Source organism: Streptosporangium sp. NPDC051023, assembly GCF_040689595.1.
In the GTDB taxonomy this organism is placed as follows: Bacteria; Actinomycetota; Actinomycetes; order Streptosporangiales; family Streptosporangiaceae; genus Streptosporangium.
On the sequence record NZ_JBFBCE010000010.1, the window covers coordinates 1 to 18,937 of the forward strand.

The window sequence follows — 18,937 nt, forward strand, 5'->3', positions numbered from 1 at the left end:
GTCCGCGCGCGGACGACCCGCGCGCGGCAAATGGAGCCTCACGCAAGCTTTCCGTCCAGGACGGTCGGCCTGCCGCGCAGGAAGGTCGCCACGACGCGACCGGGCAGGGTCCTGCCCTCGTAGGGCGTGTTGCGGCTCTTCGACGCGTAGGCCGCCGGATCGACCTCGGCGCGCGCGGACGCGTCGTAGAGGGTGATGTTGGCCGGGGCGCCGACCTGGATCGGCTGCCCGTGGTCGGTGACCCGGCCGATCCTGGCCGGGGCGAAGGACATCCGCTCGGCGACGCCCGCCCAGTCGAGCAGCCCGGTCTCGACCATGGCCTCCTGCACGACCGAGAGCGCGGTCTCCAGGCCGATCATGCCCATGGCCGCGGCGCCCCACTCGGTCTCCTTGTCCTCGACCGGGTGCGGGGCGTGGTCGGTGGCGACACAGTCGATCGTGCCGTCGGCCAGGGCCGCGCGCAGCGCCTCCACGTCCGCGCGGGTGCGCAGCGGCGGGTTCACCTTGTAGATCGGGTTGTAGGAGCCGACCGGGGAGTCCTCGACGAGGTCGTCGGTCAGGAGCAGGTGGTGCGGGGTCACCTCGGCGGTGACGTCCCAGCCCTTCGACTTGGCCCAGCGGACGATCTCGACGGAGCCCGCGGTCGACAGGTGGCAGATGTGCAGGCGGGAGCCGACGTGCGCGGCGAGCAGGCAGTCGCGGGAGATGATCGCCTCCTCGGCGACCGCGGGCCAGCCGGTCAGGCCGAGCCTGCCGGAGACCGCCCCCTCGTTCATCTGCGCGTCCTTGGTCAGGCGCGGCTCCTGGGCGTGCTGGGCGACCACGCCGTCGAAGGCCTTGACGTACTCAAGGGCGCGGCGCATGAGCACCGCGTCCGAGACGCACTTGCCGTCGTCGGAGAAGACGCGGACCTGCGCCGCCGAGTCGGCCATCGCGCCCAGCTCGGCCAGGCGCTCGCCCTCCAGGCCGACGGTGACGGCGCCGACGGGGCGGACGTCGCAGTGGCCCGCCTCCTGACCGAGGCGCCAGACCTGCTCGACGACGCCCGCGGTGTCGGCGACCGGGTCGGTGTTGGCCATGGCGTGCACCGCGGTGTAGCCGCCGAGGGCGGCGGCGCGGGTGCCGGTCTCGACGGTCTCGGCGTCCTCGCGGCCCGGCTCGCGCAGGTGGGTGTGCAGGTCGACCAGGCCCGGCAGGGCGATGAGGCCATCGGCGTCGATCGTCTCGTCGCCGCTCAGCCCCTGGCCGATCTCGGCGAAGACGCCGTCGCGGATCAGGATGTCGACCGGCTCGCCGCCGAGGATCCTGGCGCCCTTGATGACGATGGTCTTCACTGGATCTCTCCTCCGAGGTCGGCGCCGCCGAGCAGTAGGTAAAGGACGGCCATGCGGGTGGTCACCCCGTTGGCGACCTGCTCGACGATCGTCGAGCGCGGCGAGTCGGCCACCTCGGCCGCGATCTCCATGCCCCGGTTCATCGGGCCCGGGTGCATCACGATGGCGTCGTCGTGCAGCTTGGCGACGCGGTCGCGGTCGAGACCGTAGCGGCGGCTGTACTCCCGCTCCGTGGGGAAGAACGCGGCGTTCATCCGCTCGCGCTGTACGCGCAGCATCATCACCACGTCGGACTTGGGCAGCACGGCGTCGAGGTCGTAGGAGACCTCGCACGGCCAGGAGTCGACGGTCACCGGCAGCAGGGTCGGCGGGGCGACCAGGGTCACCTCGGCGCCGAGCGTGGCCAGCAGCAGCACGTTGGAGCGGGCGACCCGGCTGTGCAGGATGTCGCCGACGATCGTGACCTTCCTGCCGTCGAGCGGGCCGAGGCGGCGGCGCATGGTGAAGGCGTCGAGCAGGGCCTGGGTCGGGTGCTCGTGGGTGCCGTCGCCGGCGTTGACGACGCTGCCCCGGACCCAGGTGGCCAGGCGGTGCGGCGCGCCCGAGGCGCCGTGCCTGATGACGACGGCGTCCGCGCCCATCGCCTCCAGGGTGAGCGCGGTGTCCTTCAGCGACTCGCCCTTGGAGACGCTCGAGCCCTTGGCGGAGAAGTTGATGACGTCGGCGGACAGGCGCTTGGCCGCGGCCTCGAAGGAGATGCGGGTGCGGGTCGAATCCTCGAAGAAGAGGTTGACCACCGTACGGCCGCGCAGGGTCGGCAGCTTCTTGATGGAACGTTCCGAGATCTTCGCCAGTTCGTCGGCGGTGTCCAGGATCAGCAGGGCGTCGTCGCGGCTCAGGTCGGCCGCCGAGAGCAGATGCCGCTTCACTTGTCGTCTTCCTTCAGCAGCAGGACGGCGTCGCGGCCGTCGTTCTCCTCCAGGTAGACCTTGACGATCTCGGACTTGGAGGTCGGGAGGTTCTTGCCGACGTAGTCGGCCCTGATGGGCAGCTCTCTGTGACCCCGGTCCACCAGGGCGGCGAGCTGGACGGCCTGCGGGCGGCCCAGGTCGTTGAGCGCGTCGAGCGCGGAGCGGACCGTGCGGCCCGAGTAGAGGACGTCGTCGACGAGGACGACGATCCTGCCGTCTATGCCGTCGGCGGGCAGCTCGGTGCGGCCGAGCGCGCGGGCCGGGCGCAGGCGCAGGTCGTCGCGGTACATCGTGACGTCGAGAGACCCGACGGGCACGGAACGGCCCTCGAACTGCTTGATGTAGGCGCCGAGACGGCGGGCCAGGTGGACCCCCCTGGTCGGGATCCCGAGCAGGACGATGTCCTCGGCACCCTTGGTGCGCTCGAGGATCTCGTGGGAGATGCGGATCAGCGCACGGTTGATGTCCGGTCCCTCGAGGACCGCGTGCGCGCTGCCGTGGGCATGCGAAACGGCATCAGCCAAAGAAAACACCACCTTTCCCGCCTCACAGGACGGGTCTTAAAGGAAGTCGACGTCCTCACGTTAGCAGCCGGACGACGATGCCCCAGAACCAGCCCCTTGGTTCCTTAACGGGAACAAAACATGACATAAGGAGCATAAGCCCCTAACTGTGTGTTAATGAGCAAAACCTGGCAGCTCTCCGGCCGTAGCGACAGGCTGTCCCGGGCAGGGCCGCGAAGAGGGCATCCCCGCCCGCAGGAACATCCGGGGGACAGCATGGGCGCAGAACTCCGCGCGATCCGCGCGCGCATCCGGTCCGTCACATCGACGGCCAAGATCACTCGGGCTCAGGAGCTCATCGCGTCCTCACGGATTCCCAAGGCCCGCCAGCGCCTGGAGGCCGCGAGGCCGTACGCCGCGGAGATCACCAGAGTGACCTCCATCCTGGTCAGCCACGGCATCCACATGAACCACGCACTGCTCAACCAGCGGCCGGACACCTCCCGCGTGGCCGTACTGGTGATGACCAGCGACCGGGGTTTCTGCGGCGCCTTCAACAACAACGCGCTGCGCCAGGGCGACGCCCTGGCCGCACTCCTGCGCGAGCAGGGCAAGGAGCCGACGTTCTACCTGTGCGGCCGCAAGGCGGTCGGCTTCTACGGCTTCAGGCACAGGAAGACCGAGCGCGAGTGGACCGGCCTGTCCGACCACCCGACCTACGAGGTGGCCGCGGAGATCGGGCAGACCCTGATCGAGGCCTTCGACATGCCGACCAGGGAGGGCGGGGTCGGCGAGGTGCATGTCGTGTTCACCGAGTTCGTGTCCATGCTGACCCAGCAGACCAGGGTGCACAGGATCCTGCCCATCGAGGTCGAGGAGCGGGAGGTCGGTGGTGGGGGTGCGAGCGAGGGCTCCCTGGAGCTCCCGCTGCCGCCATATGAGTTCGAGCCGTCTCCGGGGGACGCACTCGACCTGCTGCTGCGGCAGTACGTCAGGGGGCGGATCTGGCGCATGCTGCTGGAGTCCAGCGCCTCCGAACATGCCTCAAGGCGGCAGGCGATGATGTCGGCGACGGAGAACGCCCACGAGCTCATCGGGCAGCTCACCCGGAGGGCCAACTCCGCACGCCAGGGCGAGATCACCACCGAGCTCACCGAGATCACGGGCGGGGCCGAGGCGCTGGCCCACGGGAAAGCCGAGGACTAGCGGCGAAGATCTACCTCTCCGGCTTGGCAAAACCCGACAAAGTGGCATTAAAATCCTTCGCGTCATCGTCAGCCACCGGGGGATCGAAAACATGAGCCTGTCCGCTCGCGAAAAGCGCACCCTCGACGGGATCGCCGACCGGCTCTACACGGAGGACCCGCTCCTGGCGGAGTCCCTGTCGTCCTTCGCGACCGGCGCGGTCACCGCCGAGCCCCTGCCCGCCCGCCGCAGCCCGTTCCCCGCGGTCCTGATCCCCGTCGCGGTGCTGGCCGCGATCATGGCGATCATGGCCTTGGTGCTGCCCCCGATCTCGGGCACGCAGGCGGACCTGGCTCCCGTCTCCCACACGCTGACCCGCGGCTGACCCGCGACCTCCGCGACCGAAGCGCGTCCGAGGCACGTCCGAGGCGCCCCCGAAGCACGACTGAGGCGCGACTGAAGCGCGACCGAGGCGGGCATCTCAGGGTCTTCCCTTCACCTCGCCTCGACCAGCCGAGCATGGGACCCGTTCGCCCTGGCAGGGCGGGTTTCATTCTTTCTGTCCTTGGGGACCTCATTGGGTATTGCTCCTAAAAACGAGCGATACGGGGGATTTCTGCCGGGGGGCGTGAGATGGGAGATTCCTTTGGCGACCGTCCGCGAGGACGTACCGCCGCAGAAGAAGGAGTGATCCGCGACGAAGCCGCCGAGGCGATCGCCGAGGAACACGGCAAACTCGGCCTGCCCGCGGCGATCTCCCTGATCGTCGGCAACATCGTGGGCACGGGCGTGTTCCTGCTGCCCGCCTCGCTCGCCGCGTTCGGCACCATCAGCATCCTGGCCATGGCCCTGGTGTCGATCGGCGCCATCGCGCTCGCCATGGTGTTCGGCAGACTCGGCGCGCGCCTGCCCACCGGCGGCGGTCCCTACGCCTACGCGAAGGACGCATTCGGCGAGTTCCCCGGCTTCTGGAACGCCTGGTCGTTCTGGCTGACCGCCTGGATCGGCAACGCCGCCATCGCCGTCGTCTGGGTCAACTACGTCAACTACTTCCTCAACTGGCGCTCCCCCGCCGCCCAGATCGCGCTCGCGCTCGTCGCGCTGTGGATCCCGGCGCTGATCAACCTGAGCGGCGTGAAGAACATCGGCGTCTTCGCCCTTGTCACCGCGGTGCTGAAGTTCATCCCGCTGATCTTCGTCGCGGTGGTCGGCCTGTTCTTCGTCCAGGGCGGAAACTTCGGTCCGTTCGTCGCGACCGGCGGCAGCTGGATCGCCGCCCTGTCCACCGCGGGGGCGCTGGCGCTGTTCATCTACTCGGGCGTCGAGAGCGTCACCATCGTGGCCGAGAAGGTCAAGGACCCCGCGCGCAACATCGGCAGGGCCAGCGTCTACGGCGTGCTGATCTGCGCCGCGATGTACATGCTCAGCACGGTCGCCATCTTCGGCACCGTCCCGCACGACCAGCTCGTCAAGTCGACCGCCCCCTTCGCCGACGCGATCAACAACATGTTCGGCGGCGGCGTCGGCGGCGGCATCATGGCCGCCTGCGCGATCGTCTCCGGCATCGGCGCCATCAACGGCTGGACCATGCTGGTCGCGGAGATGCCGATGGCCGCGGCCAGGGACGGCCTGTTCCCGAGCGTCTTCGCCAAGGAGTCGCGCCGTGGCGTGCCCTGGGTCGGCATCGTCGCCGGCACCGCACTGACCTCTCTGGTCGCGGTCTACAACTACTTCGGCACCGAGAACGGGTTCAACAAGATCCTGCTGATCGCCACCTTCACCACGGTCATCCCCTACTTCTTCTCCGCGTGCGCCCAGCTCTTCTGGCTGGTCACCGGAGCCCGCAGGGTCAAGGGCGCCCGCCTGGGCCGCGACCTCGCCGTCACCGCGGTCGCGATCCTGTTCGCGTTCTGGATGACGTACGGCGCGGGCACCGAGGCGATCTTCGTCGGCTTCCTGATGCTCCTGGCGGGTATCCCCGTCTACATCTGGACCAAGGCCAAGCGCGGCGAGTACGGCCCGGGAGGTGAGATCCCCGCGTCGGCCCCCGGACGGCCCGGTCGGTGAAACCCCACAGCGAAAACCCCGTCAGCCACGACAAAGGAAGAGAAATGGCTTTTCACGTCGACTCCGAAGTTGGCCGGCTCCACCAGGTCCTGCTCCACAAGCCCGAACTGTCCCTGAAGCGGCTCACCCCGTCGAACAAGGACGAGTTCCTCTTCGACGACGTGCTGTGGGTACAGCGCGCGGTCGAGGAGCACGAGGAGTTCCAGCAGGTGCTGCGCGACCGCGGGATCACCGTCTACATGCTCGCCGACCTGCTGCGCGAGACGATCGACATCCCCGACGCCCGCAAGTACATCCTCGACAACGTCATCGACGAGCGGTTCTTCGGGCCGATGGCCGTCGACGCCCTGCGCAACGCGCTGGACGCGATGGACTCGGCCGACCTCCAGCTCTACCTCACCGGCGGGATCACCAAACAGGAACTCGTGGACAGGGGCACCGACCCCAAGGGCCTGGCCTTCCACACCCTCGCCCCCGACGACTTCGTCCTGCCGCCGCTGCCCAACCACCTGTTCACCCGCGACACCTCCTGCTGGATCTACGACGGCGTCTCCATCAACGCGATGAAGAAGAAGGCACGCCAGCGCGAGACCGTGAACTACGAGGCCATCTACCGGTTCCACCCGCTGTTCGCCCGAGGGTTCAACAGACCCGACGAGGGGGGCTTCAACCTGTGGATGCCGGGCATGGCCGCCGCGCCCGCGACCATCGAGGGCGGCGACGTGCTCGTGCTTGGCAGGGGGGCCGTACTGATCGGGATGAGCGAGCGCACCCAGCCCCAGGCCGTCGAGATGCTCGCCAGGAGCATGTTCTCCAAGGGCGCCGCGAAGAAGATCGTCGCCCTGAACATGCCGAAGGCACGGGCGTTCATGCACCTGGACACCGTCATGACCAACGTGGACGTCGGGGTGTTCACCAAGTTCGCCGGGCTCGGCATGCTGCCTTCGTACACCGTCGAGCCCGGTGAGACGGAGAAGGAACTCAAGATCACCGATCATGCCCCCGAGGACATGCACCGGGCCATCGCCTGGGCCATGGACATGGACGAGATCAGGATCCTCACCCCGACGCAGGACGTCTACGCGGCCGAGCGGGAGCAGTGGGACGACGGCTGCAACGTGCTGGCCATCAGCCCCGGCGTGGTCGTCGCGTACGAGCGCAACACCACCACGAACAACTACCTGCGCGACAACGGCATCGAGGTGATCACCATCAGGGGCAGCGAGCTGGGCAGAGGACGAGGCGGCCCTCGGTGCATGAGCTGCCCGCTTGAGCGCGACGGCATCTGATCCCATCTCACGAGGGACACGCACATGGCATTCAACCTGCGCAACCGCAGCTTCCTCAGGGAGCTCGACTTCACCCCGGACGAGTTCAAGTTCCTGATCAAGCTGTCGGCCGACCTCAAGACCGCCAAGTACGCCGGGAGCGAGGAGCCGCGCCTGAAGGGCAGGAACATCGCCCTGATCTTCGAGAAGACCTCGACCCGCACCCGGTGCGCCTTCGAGGTGGGCGCGCACGACCAGGGCGCCCACGTCACCTATCTCGACCCCAGCGGCTCCCAGATGGGCCACAAGGAGTCGGTGAAGGACACCGCGCGGGTGCTCGGCCGGATGTTCGACGGCATCGAGTACCGAGGCAGCAGGCAGGCCTACGTCGAGGAACTCGCCGCCTACGCCGGCGTCCCGGTCTGGAACGGTCTCACCGACGAGTGGCACCCGACGCAGATGCTCGCCGACATGCTCACCATGCAGGAGCACAGCGACAAACCCCTGCACGAGATCTCCTACGCCTACCTCGGCGACGCCCGCAACAACATGGGCCACTCGCTGCTGGTCACCGGCGCGATGATGGGGATGGACGTGCGGATCGTGGCCCCCAGGGAGCTGTGGCCCGACGAGAAGACGGTCGTCGAGCCCGCCGGGGACCTCGCGAAGGAGACCGGGGCCAGGATCACCATCACCGACGACGTGGCCGAGGGCGTCAGGGGCGTCGACTTCCTCTACACCGACGTGTGGGTGTCCATGGGCGAGCCGAAGGAGGTGTGGGACCAGCGCATCAAGCTGCTCATGCCGTACCAGGTGAACAGCGGGGTGGTCGAGGCCACCGGCAACCCGAGGGTGAAGTTCATGCACTGCCTGCCCGCCTTCCACAACCGGGAGACCAAGGTCGGCGAGGACCTGTTCGAGAAGACCGGCCACGAGGCGCTCGAGGTCACCGAGGAGGTCTTCGAGTCGCCGCGCTCGATCGTCTTCGACCAGGCGGAGAACCGGCTCCACACCATCAAGGCCATCATGGTCGCCACCCTGGGAGACTGAGCATGCGAGCAACCACACCTGCCGGGACATTCGCCCCCCACGCGGCCGGGGGAGGCTGAGAATGCGCGTCCTGGTCGCCCTGGGGGGCAACGCGCTGCTGCGCAGGGGACAGAAACCCGACGCGGACACCCAGCGGGAGAACGTCCGGATCGCCGCCGCGTCGCTGGCCCGACTGGCGGAGCGGCACGAGCTGATCATCACGCACGGAAACGGCCCGCAGGTGGGCGTGCTGGCGCTGGAGAGCACCAGCGACCCCAACCTGACCAGGCCGTACCCGCTCGACACGATCGGCGCGGAGACCCAGGGCATGATCGGCTACTGGATGCTGCAGGCCCTGCAGAACGCGCTGCCGGGACGGCAGATCGCCGCCACGGTCAACCAGACGCTCGTCTCCGCGGTCGACCCCGCCTTCGACAACCCGACGAAGTTCGTCGGCCAGGTCTACGACCAGGCGGAGGCGGAGAAACTGGCCGTGGAGTACGGCTGGACGGTCAAACCGGACGGGCAGTACTGGCGCAGGGTCGTGCCCTCGCCCGTCCCGCAACGCGTCGTCGAGACCCGGCTGCTACGCCGCCTTGTCCGTGACGGTGTCGTCACCGTCTGTGCGGGCGGTGGCGGAATACCGGTCATCCGTAACGACAAGGGTCAGCTCCAGGGAATCGAGGCGGTCATCGACAAGGATCTGACCGCCTCCGTGCTGGCCGAGGCGCTGGAGGCCGACGTCCTCATGGTCCTCACCGACGTGCCGCGGGTCGCCAGGAACTTCGGCACCCCGCAGCAGCAGGAGATCGCCCACACCACGCCCCACCAGCTCCGTGCCGAGCACTTCCCCGCCGGCTCCATGGGCCCCAAGGTCGAGGCCGTCTGCCGGTTCGTCGAGACCACCGGCGACATGGCCGCGATCGGCAAACTGGACGAGGCCGAGCTGATCCTGGAGGGCGAGGCGGGCACCATCGTCACCCCGAACGCGACCTGGCCGCTGGCCAGCACCCTGTAACCGGGGGGCTCCGCGCGCCTCGGCGGGCGGAGCCCGGCCAGGCCCCCCGACACAACGGATCATCGGCAGCACCGGCCCGTCGAGGGGGGACCACATGGTTTCGGTGGCACAGCGGCTCTTCCGCACCAAACCCGCCGAGCAGATCGTCGCGGAGGGAGGCCACGGCGAGGGCGGTGAGCTGCGCCGGACCATGACCCTGTGGCAGCTCACCCTCTTCAGCGTTGGCGCCACGCTCGGCACCGGCATCTTCGTCATCCTCGGCCAGGCCGTGCCGAAGGCGGGACCCGCCGTGATCGCCTCCTTCCTGCTGGCGGCGATCACGGCCCTGTTCTCCGCCCTGTCCTACGCCGAACTGGCCGGGACCATCCCGGTCTCCGGATCGTCCTACTCCTACGCCTACGCGACGCTGGGCGAGCTGGTTGCGTGGGTGTGCGGCTGGTGCCTGATGCTGGAGTACGCCGTCTCCGTCGCCGCGGTCGCGGTCGGCTGGGGCGAGTACCTCAACCACTTCTTCCGCGACCTGTTCGGCTGGCAGCTCCCCAACGCCATCACCCACTCCCCCGGTGTCCAGGGCGGGGTGATCAACCTCACCGCGATCCTGATCGTCCTGCTGGCCACCTGGCTGCTGCTGCGCGGCGCCTCGGAGAGCGCGACCGCGAACGCGATCTTCGTGCTGATCAAGATCGCGGTGCTGGCGTTCTTCTGCGTGGTGGCCTTCACCGCCTTCGAGAGCGGCAACCTGACGCCCTTCGCCCCGCTGGGCATCGCGGGCATCACCGCCGCCGCCTCGCAGGTCTTCTTCTCCTACATCGGTTTCGACGCGGCCTCGACCGCCGGTGAGGAGGCCAAGAACCCCAAGCGCGACCTGCCTCTGGCGATCATCTTCTCCCTGGCCATCGTCACGGTCATCTACGTGCTGGTCGCGCTGGCCGCCGTGGGCGCCATGCCGTGGCAGCAGTTCAACCCGGAGACCACCGAGGCCAGCCTCGCCCTGATCGCCGACCAGGCGACCGGATCGACCTGGGCAGGCGTGATCGTCTCCTTCGGCGCGGTCATCGCCATCGCCAGCGTCGTCCTCACCGTGCTGTACGGCCAGACCCGCATCCTGTTCGCGATGTCGCGCGACGGCCTGATCCCGAAGATCTTCGAGAAGGTCAACCCGCGTCGCCAGGTCCCGGTCGCCAACACCCTCATCGTCGCCACGTTCGTCTCCGTGCTCGCCGGGTTCATCCCGCTGGGCCAGCTCGCCGAGGCCACCAGCATCGGCACCCTGTTCGCCTTCGCCATCGTCAACGTCGGCGTGCTCGTGCTCCGCTACACCCAGCCCGGCCTGCCCCGCAGCTTCAGGACCCCGTTCTTCCCGGTGACGCCGATCCTTGGAGTGATCTTCTGCATCATCGTGATGCTGGGGCTCGCCGGGGTCACCTGGCTGGCCTTCGCGATCTGGCTGGCCGTCGGCCTGCTCGCCTACTTCCTGTACGGCTTCCGCCACTCGCGCCTCAACAGGAGCCTCTGATGAAGATCGAGCACATCCTCGCCGGGTTCGTCCCCGGGGCCCGCGGCCGGGACGGGCTGACGCTGGCCCTACTGGCCGCCAGGCAGGCGGGAGCCCGGCTGACGGTCGCGCACGTGCACGTGCCCGCGTGGCCGACACCGGGACCCGGCAAGATCGACGCCGAGTGGCAGGCCTACGTGGCCGAACAGACGGCCGCGACCCTGGAGCAGGCCCGCAGGCTCCTGACGGACGTGCGGGACGTGCCGATCGACTACGTCTCGCACGCCCACCGGGGCAGCGGGCGCGGCCTGGTCCAGCTCGCAGGCAAGGTCGAAGCCGACATGGTCGTCATCGGATCGGCCCCCGGAGGCGGCCGGGGCCGCATCCGCATCGGCAGCACCGCCGACCAGCTCCTGCACACCTCGCCCGTGCCGGTCGCCCTTGCTCCCCGTGGATACGGCGACGAGCCCCCACCGAGGCTCCAGAGGCTGACCGTGGCCTACCGGCGCGACCCCGCCTCGGACGAGGCCGTACGGCAGGCCTTCGAACTGGCCGCGCAGATGGGCACCCCGCTGCGCCTGATCACCCTCGTTCTGCGCGCCGGACGGCAGGTGAAGGTCGAGGAGGAGATGCTCGGCCGGATCAGGGAGAGGGTCACGGCCGACCTCGAGGCGATCACCCAGGAGCGCGGGCGCGTTCAGGTGGGCGTGGAGGTGCTCGAGGGTAAGGACGTGGCGACGGCACTGGCGCACACCGACTGCGAAGGTTCGATGCTCATCTGCGCCTCCAGCGAAACCGGGCCTCTGCGCCGGGTCTTCCTCGGCGACGTCTCGCTGAAGATCATACGCTCGGCCCCGTGCCCTGTGATGATGTTGCCCAGGAATCCCCCCAAGAAGTCAGGGACCGCTGGGAAGCACGAGAAACCGTGATGATTCACTATCCGCCATGGGACAAGCACGGCGTTTGAGGCGGACCACATCGGATCGGATTCGACATCTTTTTTCCAATCAGCTTGACCTTAGGCGCCCACAGCTTTACCGTCACTGTCCGTAACCACACCTCGCGGCGTTATCGGGTAAACCCTGACGCTTCAGTCACCGAAGGTGCCTGCCCCGGGCGCCAACCCGGTGGTTGGGGCATAAGTTGCGAGGGAGCACAATCAAGTGAAAGCAGTACATAACAGAGCCGGGGGGCCACACGATGCCGTCTGAATACGCCAAGTCGCTGGGTGCAAGACTCCGCGCGATTCGCACCCAGCAGGGCTTGTCCCTGCACGGAGTCGAAGAGAAGTCCCGCGGCCGCTGGAAGGCCGTCGTCGTCGGCTCCTACGAGCGAGGGGACCGCGCGGTCACGGTGCAGAAGCTGGCCGAACTGGCGGACTTCTACGGGGTTCCGGTCAATGAGCTTCTGCCGGGAGGCAGTGCCCCGAGCCCGTTGGGCCCGACACCGAAGCTTGTGATCGATCTTGAGCGTCTTGCCCAGCTCCCCAAGGAGAAGGCAGGTGCGCTCGCGCGCTACGCGGCCACCATCCAGAGCCAGCGTGGCGACTACAACGGCAAGGTGCTGTCCATCCGCCAGGAGGACCTGCGCTCCCTTGCCGTGATCTACGACAAGTCCCCCAGTGAGCTGACCGAGGAGCTCATCACCTGGGGCGTCCTGGACCCGGAGGCCCGCAGGGCCGTCGAGTCCTTCTGACGGGTTGCCCGGTCGTGGGCGCGCCGCGGTCAGGCGTGCCCGCGAGCCGGAAATCTTGCTCTCTCGTTAGAACATGACCTGCACGCCGCCACGGGTCCCGATCGCTGTGGTAGGAAAAGGCAAACATGGCATTTAACGAGATGTGGTGGACATGGCCCGGGGAGAGGATCGGCACGATCACTCTCAATCGCGCCCGAAAACCCGGCTGGACGCCGTCAAGGCGGCGCTCGGGTCGACCAAGACCCGTGCCTTCCTGCGGCTGCTGACCTCCGTCGGAGGCAGCAGGACCCAGGACACGCTCAAGCTGCTGCCCTTCGTCGTCATGGCCGTGGTCGCGTTGATCGACTTCGGCTCGGGGCCGACGTCGGGACTGCTGCCGCTGCTGGCCCTCGGGCCCGCCTTCGCCAGCGTGGCCTGCGGTCTGGCCAGGACCACGGTGGTCGGCGTGATCGCCCTGGCGCTGTGCGTCGCGCTCGGCCTCTACAACGACATCCTCTGGATGCCCCGCACCAACATCACCATGGCGGCCATCCTCGGCGTCACGGTGGCCAGCGTGCTGGCCAGCGCCGGACGACTCCGGCACGAACGCCAGCTCGCCGACGTCCGCTCGGTGGCGGAGGCCGCCCAGAGGGTTCTGCTGCGGCCGGTGCCGCGCAGGGCGGGCCCGGGGATCGGGGTGGCCGTCTCCTATACCTCGGCCACGGCCGAGGCCCGCATCGGCGGCGACCTGTACGAGGTGGTGACCACGCCGCACGGGGTGCGGATCATCGTGGGAGACGTCCAAGGCAAGGGCCTGGAGGCCGTTGAGACGGCCGCTGTGGTGCTCGGGGCCTTCAGGGAGGCTGCACACGACGAGGCCAAGCTGCAGGGCGTGGTGGCCCGTCTGGAGAACGCGCTGACCCGGGAGCTGTCCGGCGAGCAGTTCGTCACCGCCATCCTGGCCGAGATCACCGAGATGGCCGACCTCGCCGAGCTGACGGAGGGCACCTCCATCACCGTCATCAACTGCGGCCATCCGGCGCCGATGGTGCTGACCGCGGACGGCAGGCGCTGGTTCGCCGACCCCCCTGACGAGGCGCTCCCGCTGGGCATGGCGTCGCTGAAGGCGAGCGAGGCCGTGCCGTACCAGATTCCGTTCGAACCCGGCGACCAGGTCCTCTTCTACACCGACGGGGTCATCGAGGCGCGTAATGGAACGGGACAGTTCTACCCGCTGCCTGCCAGGGCGCACCTGCTGAACGGCACCGACCCGCAACTCGCCCTCGACGCCCTACGCGCCGACCTGCTGCGTCATGTGGGCAGGCCGCTGGGTGACGACGCCGCCATGCTCCTGCTTCGCCACCGCGCCGTCCGCCCGGCGGCCTCCTCTGCCGCCTGACCCGTGAGGGCCGGCCGGCCACGTCACACGCCCCGCGAGCCCCTCGACCACGCGACAGGGGAAGAGACATCCGGCTGACCGGACGAGGAGCAGCCGAACACACCACTCGACCAGGATCTTCCCCAGGCCGAGCGGTGGAAGGATCAGGTGAAGAGACGTCCACCTGACCGGACAAGGGGCAGCCGAACACACCACTCGGCCAGGACCTTCCCTGGCCGAGCGGTGGGACGAGGGTCATCCGGCCATGGGGACCCTGGTCGGCAGTGTGGGCTGGGCGGGCACGCCGAGCAGGTTCTCCACCGTGACGACGAACCGCTCCGCCTCGGAGATCAACTCCTCGGCATCCCTGGCCGAAACCATGCGGGTCATCCCCGCCTCGGCCGCCGCCCGCTTGGTCGCGCTGATCTCGAAGTAGGGGGCCCACTCGGCGAGCCTGGGCTCGGCCTCGGGCAGCAACTCCCAGGCACTGCGCAGGCGACGCCTGCGACCGTCCATGGGACGTGGCCGTGCGGCCAGGACGGCGGCGGCCGCCCTGAGCGCCGCCAGGTGGGCGGCGACGTATCGGGTGGCGGGGGTTCGGGCGGTGCCTGCCTCTTCGAGGCAGTCGCGTGCGTCGGTCAGATGCGCCCGCACCGTGGGTGAGAGCCGGGGCCCATCGGAATCGCTGAGCCGAGGGGTCATGTGCTTCAGCCTCCTTGGTCGCAAGCGGCTCCCGGCGTTTTCGCCGGTCAGGTCAACGATCGCAGACCCCACCGACAAATCCGCCGGGCGGTTGGACGAGGAGCTTCCCCTCTCCCCGTCCGCCCCGGCCTGGCCGATCGCCGTCGCCGACGATCCGAGCAAAGCCGACCACCCTGGACGTGAGCCGCGAGTCTCACGTCATTACATCGAACATAAATTCGACCACCCATAGTGTCAAGCAAACGCACGAACAAAAGTTCGATCTTTCACGAAACGCCAAAGACCAGGCAGTTCTCCTGCCCGGGTCGCCCCTTCCGGCCCCGACGACCACCCAGGGGTCCGGGACGCGTCCCGGACCCAACGAAGGGCCGCGACCTGCCAGAGGACAGCCCTTCTCACCACCTCGGGGCGAGGGAAGGCGCCTCCGGGACCCTGCGCGCGGGACCGGGGCGCGTCATACGGCCCTCAGGCGGGTCCGGCAGCGCGAGACGGATCGGAAAGGAGGCGAGACGGCCGGGAAGGAAACACACATGACGTTCGCCACAGCCCCGCCAGCCGCCAGCCGCACCGCCCCGCGTGTTCGACGACGGCATTCGACGGGTTTTCCGCCGACGAAGGCGATGCCGGGTGGGGCGAGTCTCACTGGAACGCTCCAGACACAGACAAGCGCGCGGCGGTGCCCTGCGGCTTTCCCCATTGCCCTGGAGGATTCATATATCTATGACCGCTTTAAATAGGCGACACACACTTTGAGCGCTGTGCGGTTTTCGGCGTAGAAAGCCGTTGGCCGTAGCCCGAGACGGCCTGCCCGCACCGGTCACGGGCGGCGGGATCCGCGCGCCGTTCCCCCTCTTTCCCCCTCTTTTCCACCTGGCCAGGCCGTCGGCACCTGGCATCGCCCTGGCCGGCTACCTCTGGGCGAAGAAGCTGTTCAACCGCGATCCCTCACGCTAACCGGCCCGCGGGCCGGCATCCGCCCCCGCGGATGCCGGTCGAGGTGATCGGGCGAAGCCGACGCCAGAGCCTCCGACGCCAAGGCCGCCGGTGGGGCAGAGCCTCGGTGGCAGAGCCTCGGTTTCAGGGCTCCGACGCCAGGGCCTCCGGTGGCAGGGACCTACCGGACGAACTTGCCGCGCACGTGCACCGGCACCCCGGTGCCCAGCAGTCCGGGCAGGATCGCCGCCACGTGCATCGGCAGCCGCACACAACCGTGGGAGGCCGGGGCCAGCGGCACCGACAGCGCCCCATGGAAGGCGATGCCGCCGTTGAAGAAGATCGGGTTGTACAGCTGGCCCAGGTAGGACTTGTGCCAGCCGCTCCTGCGCCAGGTCGTCTTGAAGTCGCCCGTCGGCGTGCGGGCGCTACCGCAGAACTTCTGGGTCTTGCCCTGCCAGGTGGCCGTCTCGCAGTACGGGATCCCGCTGCCCGACGAGGTGTGGCTGATCAGCTTCACCTGACCATCGACGTAGAGGACCATCACCTGCTGGGTGAGGTTGACCTCGACCCTGGTCGGCTTGCCGTTCGGCACCAGCACCTTCGGGGCGCGGGGAGCCTCTAGAGCGTTCCAGGTCCTCCTCGTCACGGTGCTGGTCGGCGAGATGCCGTTGACTTTCTGGAAGGCCCAGAGCGCGGTCAGGGTCGTCCCGCCGTACTGCCCGTCGAGCGTGCCGGGCTGATAGCCGAGTTCCTTCAACCTGGTCTGGAGCGTCTTGACCGCGCTGCCCTTCGCCCCGAGCCTGAGCGTCTGCCCCGGCGAGACGAACGCGGGTGCCGCCGCCTTCACCGCGGCGGCGGGCGCCGCAGCGGTGACGACCTGGGCGTTCGCGACGCCGAGAGACGACAGGAACACGGCCCCCGCCGTCGTCAGCGCGGCCACTCCAAGCTGCCGTCCAACCCCCACTAAAATCATCCCCTCATATCACTGAAGCCCAGACCACGGACCATAGCGCACCAACCTCTCACGCCCCGCCAACGGTTATGAAGCGGTAATCAATGGTCAACCTGTTTAGAGTGACCGCGTGCCAGAAAAGTTGCATCCAAACATCGAGAAGGTGGCCGCCGCCCTGAGAGAGCACGGCGTCACCGGCGAGATCGTCGTGTTCGCCGAGGCGGTCCCGACCGCGGCGGCCGCGGCCGCGCAGCTCGGCTGCGAGGTCGGCGCCATCGCCAACAGCCTGATCTTCAACGCGGACGGGGAACCGCTCCTCGTGCTCACCAGCGGCGACCACCGGGTGGACACCGGCCTGGTCGCGGAGACGATCGGCGCGGCGAAGGTGAAGCGGGCCACCCCCGACTTCGTCCGCGAGGCCACCGGCCAGGTCATCGGCGGAGTCGCCCCGCTGGGCCATCCCGCTCCGATCAGGACACTGGTCGACGTCTGGCTCGACAGGTACGAGGTGGTCTGGGCCGCCGCCGGTCACCCGCACACCGTCTTCCCGACCTCCTTCACCGAGCTCGTCCGCGTCACAGGCGGGATCCCGGCCAAGGTCGAGCGGTGAGCGTCGCCTGACAAGCCCGCGACAAACCCGCGACGGGGCCGCGCGGCCCGCGGCTCCGTCGGCGAGGGCGCAAGAAAACCCCGTCAACAGGCATGAAAAGTGCTAAACGTGTAAAAAATCCCGCAGGTCACTTCGGCACCTTTGGGCAGCCCTCACGATGTCGGCCCTGCTAGGGTGCGTTTCGTGATCGGACTGAGACGGGTGGGCCCCGCCGAGTTCACCGCGGGGCTCGACGCGGTCCTCGACATCTACACCGCGGCCATGCATCCGCCTGCCGATCAGCTCACGGGCCGGAAGGCGATCATGGGAAACCACGCCACCTACCCCGGGTTCACCTGCCTGTTCGCCGAGCGTGCCGACGGGAAGCCGGTTGGCGTCGCCTACGGCTTCCACGGCGAGCCCGGACAGTGGTGGCACGACGTCGTCCGCCGGGCCGTCACCGAACACAACGGGGTGCCCTGGGCGCGCGGCTGGCTCGGCGACGCCTTCGAGCTGGCCGAGATCCACGTCCATCCCGACTACCAGGACAAGGGCATCGGCCGGGCGATGGTCACCGGCCTGTGCGAGGGCCGCAGGGAGCGCACCGCCGTACTGTCGACTCGCGACCAGGCGACGGCGGCCCGCCACCTCTACCGCAGCGTCGGCTTCGTCGACCTGCTCACCCAGTTCGTCTTCCCCGGCGGCTACGAGCGCTATGCGATCGTCGGAGCCGTGCTCCCACTGGCGGGCGCCCCCGCCGCCGGGTAGAGCGGCGGATCAGGCCGTCAGCGAGGCCGCCCTCGGCGCGACGTCGAGGGCCTGGAAGACCTCGCGGGTCGCGCTGGAACGGTTGAAGGTGATGAAGTGGATGCCGGGCGCGCCCTCGTCGAGCAGGGTCTGGCAGAGCTCGGCGGCGTGCTCGATGCCCAGGCTGCGCACCGCGGCGGGATCGTCGGCGACGGCCTCGAACCTGGCCGCGACCTCTGGCGGGAACGGCGCACCCGACAGCTGCTCGGACCTGGCGATCGTGCTCATCTGGGTGACGGGCATGATGCCGGGGATGATCGGGGTCTCACAGCCCCTGGCGGCAACCCGGTCGCGCAGCCTGAGGTAGTCCTCGGCGCGGAAGAACATCTGCGTGATCGCGTAGTCGGCGCCCGCGCGGCACTTGCGCACGAAGTACTCGGTGTCGGCCTCGACCGAGATCGAGCGGGGATGCTTGTAGGGGAAGGCGGCGACGCCGACGCAGAAGTCACCGGACTGGCGGATGAGCCGGACCAGCTCCTCGGCGTAGAGCACGCCCTCGGGGTGGCGGACCCACTCCCCCATCACGTCGCCGGGCGGGTCGCCCCGCACGGCGAGGATGTTGCGCACACCCGCGCCGGCGAACCTACCGACCAGGTGGCGCAGCTCGCGCAGGGAGTGGTTGACGGCGGTGAAGTGGGCGACCGGGGTCAGCGTGGTCTCGTGGGCGAGCCGCTCGACGATCTCGACCGTGCGGTCACGGGTGCCGCCGCCCGCGCCGTAGGTGACCGAGACGAACGTGGGGCGCAGTGCCTCGAGCTCCCGGATGGCACGCCAGAGCTGCCGCTCTCCCTCGTCGGTCTTCGGGGGAAAGAACTCGAACGAGAACGACCGGCCACCGGCGGCGAGAAGCTCGCGGACGGTGGGCACGCGATCAGGAAAGATTGACGAGCGACCCAGAGCCATGTCCCTAGAGTACTGGCCGCTCCACGGAGCGCCACAACCGTGATCGACGTATTGTCGTCGCCTTCGGCATCCACGGGATCTCCGCGCGGCCTCCGCGGGACCTCCACTGGACCTCCACGAGGCCTC

19 protein-coding genes are annotated in these 18,937 nt (G+C 68.8%); 13 read left to right on the top strand and 6 right to left on the bottom strand.

Features of this window, described 5'->3' with window-relative positions:
• Positions 1 to 38: 38 nt before the first annotated feature.
• From AB0395_RS08770 to pyrR, 3 genes are read right to left on the bottom strand one after another with little or no spacing between them, the layout of a single operon-like run.
• Positions 39 to 1,334 carry a dihydroorotase gene (locus tag AB0395_RS08770; RefSeq protein ID WP_366278402.1) on the bottom strand — a complete coding sequence of 432 codons (1,296 nt, stop codon included), beginning with the start codon at positions 1,332 to 1,334 and terminating at the stop codon, positions 39 to 41.
• Positions 1,331 to 2,263 carry an aspartate carbamoyltransferase catalytic subunit gene (locus AB0395_RS08775; RefSeq protein ID WP_366278404.1) on the bottom strand — a complete coding sequence of 311 codons (933 nt, stop codon included), beginning with the start codon at positions 2,261 to 2,263 and terminating at the stop codon, positions 1,331 to 1,333. Before AB0395_RS08775 ends, AB0395_RS08770 begins: the two co-directional genes overlap by 4 nt.
• Entirely contained in the window at positions 2,260 to 2,829 is a 570-nt protein-coding gene (pyrR, locus tag AB0395_RS08780; RefSeq protein ID WP_366278406.1) for a bifunctional pyr operon transcriptional regulator/uracil phosphoribosyltransferase PyrR, read from the bottom strand. The genes AB0395_RS08775 and pyrR overlap by 4 nt, the downstream gene beginning before the upstream one ends.
• Positions 2,830 to 3,084: 255 nt before the next feature.
• On the opposite strand from pyrR, the gene AB0395_RS08785 reads away from it, so the two are divergent.
• From AB0395_RS08785 to AB0395_RS08830, 10 genes are all read left to right on the top strand, one after another.
• The gene (locus AB0395_RS08785) at positions 3,085 to 4,014 is read left to right on the top strand and encodes a F0F1 ATP synthase subunit gamma (protein WP_366278408.1); all 930 of its coding nucleotides are present in this window, start codon (positions 3,085 to 3,087) and stop codon (positions 4,012 to 4,014) included.
• 91 nt (positions 4,015 to 4,105) lie between these two features.
• Entirely contained in the window at positions 4,106 to 4,378 is a 273-nt protein-coding gene (locus AB0395_RS08790; protein ID WP_366278410.1) for a DUF3040 domain-containing protein, read from the top strand.
• Between the two features lie 302 nt (positions 4,379 to 4,680).
• Complete coding sequence (locus AB0395_RS08795; protein ID WP_366278412.1) at positions 4,681 to 6,060, top strand: amino acid permease; 1,380 nt, start codon at positions 4,681 to 4,683, stop codon at positions 6,058 to 6,060.
• A gap of 44 nt (positions 6,061 to 6,104) precedes the next feature.
• Complete coding sequence (locus AB0395_RS08800; RefSeq protein WP_366278414.1) at positions 6,105 to 7,349, top strand: arginine deiminase; 1,245 nt, start codon at positions 6,105 to 6,107, stop codon at positions 7,347 to 7,349.
• 24 nt (positions 7,350 to 7,373) lie between these two features.
• Positions 7,374 to 8,378, top strand: coding sequence for an ornithine carbamoyltransferase (gene argF / locus AB0395_RS08805; protein ID WP_366278416.1), 1,005 nt, complete (start codon positions 7,374 to 7,376; stop codon positions 8,376 to 8,378).
• A 61-nt stretch (positions 8,379 to 8,439) separates the two neighbouring features.
• Entirely contained in the window at positions 8,440 to 9,375 is a 936-nt protein-coding gene (arcC, locus tag AB0395_RS08810) for a carbamate kinase (RefSeq protein WP_366278418.1), read from the top strand.
• A gap of 94 nt (positions 9,376 to 9,469) precedes the next feature.
• Complete coding sequence (locus AB0395_RS08815) at positions 9,470 to 10,891, top strand: amino acid permease (RefSeq protein ID WP_366278420.1); 1,422 nt, start codon at positions 9,470 to 9,472, stop codon at positions 10,889 to 10,891.
• Positions 10,891 to 11,799 carry a universal stress protein gene (locus tag AB0395_RS08820; protein WP_366278422.1) on the top strand — a complete coding sequence of 303 codons (909 nt, stop codon included), beginning with the start codon at positions 10,891 to 10,893 and terminating at the stop codon, positions 11,797 to 11,799. Before AB0395_RS08815 ends, AB0395_RS08820 begins: the two co-directional genes overlap by 1 nt.
• 271 nt (positions 11,800 to 12,070) lie before the next feature.
• A complete protein-coding gene (locus tag AB0395_RS08825) occupies positions 12,071 to 12,565 on the top strand; it encodes a transcriptional regulator (protein ID WP_271219163.1) in 495 nt (164 codons plus the stop codon).
• 151 nt (positions 12,566 to 12,716) lie between these two features.
• Complete coding sequence (locus AB0395_RS08830; RefSeq protein WP_366278425.1) at positions 12,717 to 13,943, top strand: PP2C family protein-serine/threonine phosphatase; 1,227 nt, start codon at positions 12,717 to 12,719, stop codon at positions 13,941 to 13,943.
• A gap of 234 nt (positions 13,944 to 14,177) precedes the next feature.
• On the opposite strand, the gene AB0395_RS08835 is transcribed toward AB0395_RS08830, so the two are convergent.
• The gene (locus AB0395_RS08835) at positions 14,178 to 14,624 is read right to left on the bottom strand and encodes an SAV_6107 family HEPN domain-containing protein (RefSeq protein WP_366278427.1); all 447 of its coding nucleotides are present in this window, start codon (positions 14,622 to 14,624) and stop codon (positions 14,178 to 14,180) included.
• A 783-nt stretch (positions 14,625 to 15,407) separates the two neighbouring features.
• Between AB0395_RS08835 and AB0395_RS08840 the strand changes: the two genes are divergently transcribed.
• Positions 15,408 to 15,578, top strand: coding sequence for a hypothetical protein (locus tag AB0395_RS08840; protein ID WP_366278429.1), 171 nt, complete (start codon positions 15,408 to 15,410; stop codon positions 15,576 to 15,578).
• A 160-nt stretch (positions 15,579 to 15,738) separates the two neighbouring features.
• Here the strand turns inward: AB0395_RS08840 and AB0395_RS08845 are convergent, their stop codons facing one another.
• Entirely contained in the window at positions 15,739 to 16,524 is a 786-nt protein-coding gene (locus AB0395_RS08845; protein ID WP_366278430.1) for a L,D-transpeptidase family protein, read from the bottom strand.
• Positions 16,525 to 16,642: 118 nt separating this feature from the next.
• Between AB0395_RS08845 and AB0395_RS08850 the strand changes: the two genes are divergently transcribed.
• Positions 16,643 to 17,122, top strand: a complete 480-nt coding sequence (locus AB0395_RS08850) for a YbaK/EbsC family protein (RefSeq protein WP_366278431.1) — start codon at positions 16,643 to 16,645, stop codon at positions 17,120 to 17,122.
• Between the two features lie 183 nt (positions 17,123 to 17,305).
• Positions 17,306 to 17,869, top strand: a complete 564-nt coding sequence (locus tag AB0395_RS08855) for a GNAT family N-acetyltransferase (RefSeq protein ID WP_366278432.1) — start codon at positions 17,306 to 17,308, stop codon at positions 17,867 to 17,869.
• A gap of 9 nt (positions 17,870 to 17,878) precedes the next feature.
• On the opposite strand, the gene metF is transcribed toward AB0395_RS08855, so the two are convergent.
• Positions 17,879 to 18,811, bottom strand: coding sequence for a methylenetetrahydrofolate reductase [NAD(P)H] (gene metF / locus AB0395_RS08860; RefSeq protein ID WP_366278433.1), 933 nt, complete (start codon positions 18,809 to 18,811; stop codon positions 17,879 to 17,881).
• Positions 18,812 to 18,937: the final 126 nt, after the last annotated feature.

Coding starts and splice junctions, on each gene's coding strand:
- arcC (WP_366278418.1), top strand. CDS start 8,440: ATGCGCGTCCTGGTCGCCCTGGGGGGCAACGCGCTGCTGCGCAGGGGA.
- AB0395_RS08830 (WP_366278425.1), top strand. CDS start 12,717: ATGGCCCGGGGAGAGGATCGGCACGATCACTCTCAATCGCGCCCGAAA.
- argF (WP_366278416.1), top strand. CDS start 7,374: ATGGCATTCAACCTGCGCAACCGCAGCTTCCTCAGGGAGCTCGACTTC.
- AB0395_RS08825 (WP_271219163.1), top strand. CDS start 12,071: ATGCCGTCTGAATACGCCAAGTCGCTGGGTGCAAGACTCCGCGCGATT.
- AB0395_RS08800 (WP_366278414.1), top strand. CDS start 6,105: ATGGCTTTTCACGTCGACTCCGAAGTTGGCCGGCTCCACCAGGTCCTG.
- AB0395_RS08785 (WP_366278408.1), top strand. CDS start 3,085: ATGGGCGCAGAACTCCGCGCGATCCGCGCGCGCATCCGGTCCGTCACA.
- AB0395_RS08820 (WP_366278422.1), top strand. CDS start 10,891: ATGAAGATCGAGCACATCCTCGCCGGGTTCGTCCCCGGGGCCCGCGGC.
- metF (WP_366278433.1), bottom strand. CDS start 18,811: ATGGCTCTGGGTCGCTCGTCAATCTTTCCTGATCGCGTGCCCACCGTC.
- AB0395_RS08790 (WP_366278410.1), top strand. CDS start 4,106: ATGAGCCTGTCCGCTCGCGAAAAGCGCACCCTCGACGGGATCGCCGAC.
- AB0395_RS08835 (WP_366278427.1), bottom strand. CDS start 14,624: ATGACCCCTCGGCTCAGCGATTCCGATGGGCCCCGGCTCTCACCCACG.
- AB0395_RS08815 (WP_366278420.1), top strand. CDS start 9,470: ATGGTTTCGGTGGCACAGCGGCTCTTCCGCACCAAACCCGCCGAGCAG.